Origin of the sequence: Tateyamaria pelophila (assembly GCF_019966495.1) — a bacterium.
GTDB lineage: Bacteria > Pseudomonadota > Alphaproteobacteria > Rhodobacterales > Rhodobacteraceae > Tateyamaria > Tateyamaria pelophila.
Genome location: NZ_JAIMIA010000261.1, coordinates 1 through 2,536, shown reverse-complemented (window position 1 = coordinate 2,536; position 2,536 = coordinate 1). Strand labels below are relative to the sequence as shown.

Annotated in this window: 3 protein-coding genes; all 3 read right to left on the bottom strand. The window is 59.1% G+C overall.

Going from position 1 to position 2,536, the window contains the following annotated elements; all coding sequences use genetic code 11:
* Nucleotides 1-38: 38 nt before the first annotated feature.
* The 3 genes from tnpC to tnpA all read right to left on the bottom strand — a co-directional run bounded on the left by tnpC (nucleotide 39) and on the right by tnpA (nucleotide 2,458).
* Complete coding sequence (tnpC, locus tag LC354_RS27385; protein ID WP_223429093.1) at nucleotides 39-1,613, bottom strand: IS66 family transposase; 1,575 nt, start codon at nucleotides 1,611-1,613, stop codon at nucleotides 39-41.
* Between the two features lie 69 nt (nucleotides 1,614-1,682).
* The gene (gene tnpB, locus LC354_RS27380; RefSeq protein ID WP_223429092.1) at nucleotides 1,683-2,036 is read right to left on the bottom strand and encodes an IS66 family insertion sequence element accessory protein TnpB; all 354 of its coding nucleotides are present in this window, start codon (nucleotides 2,034-2,036) and stop codon (nucleotides 1,683-1,685) included.
* Nucleotides 2,033-2,458 carry an IS66-like element accessory protein TnpA gene (gene tnpA / locus LC354_RS27375; RefSeq protein ID WP_223429091.1) on the bottom strand — a complete coding sequence of 142 codons (426 nt, stop codon included), beginning with the start codon at nucleotides 2,456-2,458 and terminating at the stop codon, nucleotides 2,033-2,035. The genes tnpB and tnpA overlap by 4 nt, the downstream gene beginning before the upstream one ends.
* Between the last annotated feature and the right edge of the window lie 78 nt (nucleotides 2,459-2,536).

Below are 2,536 nucleotides of genomic sequence, written 5' to 3'. Positions count from 1 at the left end.
GTAAGCGCCTTTCCATCACCCTTGGGGTTACGGCTTGACTATTTTTGGAAGTTCCAAGGCATGAGTTCTTGGATATCACTTGCCATATGCTGATCGAGGATACGGCGCAGCGTTCCTTCGATGTATTTCGCGGGATCGACTCCGTTGAGTTTGCAGGTTCCGATCAGGGAGGCTGTGCGGGACCAGGTTCTGGCTCCGGCATCGTTGCCTGCAAATAGTGCGTTTTTTCTTGTGAGGGGAATGGGTCTGATCGCGTTCTCGATCAGGTTGGTATCCATCTCGATCCGGCCGTCTGTGATGAACCGGGTCAGGCCGTCCCAGCGTTTGAGGCCGTATTTGATCGCCTTCGTCAGGTCGGAGGATGTCGACAGCTCAGCCAGACGGGCCTCCAGCCAGGGGCGCAGGGCGGCGAGGATGGGCTGCGATAGCTTCTGGCGTACCGCGGCGCGGGTGGCGGGGTCTTTGCTACGGATCTCGGTCTCGATCTTGTAGAGGGCTGCGATGTGGCCGAGCATTTCTTCGCAGATTGGCGAGGGCGTGGTGCGGCTGAACTCAACGAATTTTCGCCGCCAGTGGGTCCAGCAGAATGAGAGCTGCCAGGGATCATTCGTTTGCTTTGGATCGGCCAGAACATCATAGGCCGCATAACCGTCCACGGTGAGCACCCCGGTTGTGTACCCTTTGAATATCTCCTGGGCAGTCCTGGCACTTCGACTTCGGGAGTGGTGAAAGACGACGATCGGCGGGTCGGTGCCACCCCACCCTCGTTGGTCGCGCATCACAGCCCAAAGATAATCCTTGCGGGTCTTTTTCGTGCCTGGTGCGAGTACAGGGATGGTGGTTTCGTCGCAGAACAAGCGGTCGCTCCTTTGCAGTTCGCCGATCATCGCGTCGATGATCGGCATGAGCATCAGGGCCGCGCGCCCGGACCAATTTCCCAGCAAGCTGCGATCCAACTCGACGCCCTGGCGGCGGTAGATGTCGGCCTGACGGTAGAACGGGAGGTAGTCTCCGAACTTTGCCACCATGGTGTGGGCGACGAGCGCCTCCGTCGGCAGGCCGCGCGGCACCAGATATTCAGGTGCGGGAGCTTGAGCATGGGATTTCCCATCGCATTTCCGGCAAAGGTATTTGGGGCGCACGGTGACGAGAACGCGGAATTGGGCCGGGATGATGTCAAGGCGATCAGTGCGATCCTCACCGACGCGTGCCATCTCACCGCAACCGCACGGGCAAAGCGTGCTGTCGGGCTCGATCACCGTCTCAATGCGGGGCAAGTGGTCCGGCAGATTTCCCTTTGTGGACTGGCGCGGTTTGGGCTTGCGGGGACCTTTGCGGGTCGCTTTTTCGGCCTCTTCGCTCGCGGCCTCGAGCATGCCCTGAACCACGTCGATGTCTTCGAAAGGCAAATGTGTTTGATCCGGGTTGAGCTTCTCAGATTTCGCCCCGAACCGGGCATGGCGCTCGTTCTTGAGCATGCGTTCAAGATCGGCTCGTAGCATCTCCGACACCTTTAAATGAGCCTCGAGATGGGTGTTTCTGGCCTCCATTTCGGTCATCTGCCGCTCGAGCTCGGCGACATATTCAGGCGTGATTTCCGGGGTCTCGGACATAGCAAATCATACCCGATCCACGCCCGAAATGCCCCTTCAAAACCAAGCACTGAGTCACCCTGCCGCAGGTTATCCCGCGCGCATCGGCCGACGCCGCCGCTCTGCCCGAACTGCCTTCCAGTCGAGCCCCTCAAAGAGAGCCGAGAACTGCGCTGGCGACAATTTGATCGTCCCGTCGGCTGGCGTCGGCCAATGAAAAGACCCGCCCTCAAGATGCTTGTACACCATCACGAGCCCGGTCTGATCCCAGACCAGGATCTTGACGCGGTCGCCACGTTTTGAGCGGAACACAAAGACAGCCCCGCAATACGGGTCCAAGCCCAGAACCGTCTGCACCACCAGTGACAGGCCCGCGTGACCTTTCCGAAAATCCACAGGCCGCGTTGCCAAAAACACCCGATATTTGCCACCCGGTAGGATCATGATGCGCTTCGAACCGCTGCAATCACGCGCACAAGGTGATCAGGATCAAACCCAGGCGCTACACGAATGCGCACACCAGCGATGTCGATCTCAATCGATGACGCGTCGCTCGCCTCGCCGTCGTCACCACCATCACTGCAAACAAGAACCGGCACAAGCCCAAGCGCGTCGTCCTGAGGCATCGGGAGCAACCCCTCCCGCGCCGCCCGCCTCCAGGCATGCAACTGTGGCGCCGATACCCCGTGCTTTCGAGCCACATCCGCAACCGAAATGCCGTCCCGAAAACTCTCCAGAACAATCGACGCTTTCACATGCTCAGGCCAACGACGCCGACCACTCGGCCCCGTCACAACATCGATACGCCCGGCATATCCTTCATCGTCACCGTGAGAAGTTTCGTAACTTTGTAAAGTCGTATCCATCTGAGCCCTCCGTATGCTTCAGGCTCATTTCCGATAATAATCAGACAATTCCTACGAGGGCGATGGGAGCGCGCTTAC

What these genes read in the sequence shown, in the direction of transcription:
- tnpC (WP_223429093.1), bottom strand. Translation starts at nt 1,613, where the DNA reads ATGTCCGAGACCCCGGAAATCACGCCTGAATATGTCGCCGAGCTCGAG.
- tnpB (WP_223429092.1), bottom strand. Translation starts at nt 2,036, where the DNA reads ATGATCCTACCGGGTGGCAAATATCGGGTGTTTTTGGCAACGCGGCCT.
- tnpA (WP_223429091.1), bottom strand. Translation starts at nt 2,458, where the DNA reads ATGGATACGACTTTACAAAGTTACGAAACTTCTCACGGTGACGATGAA.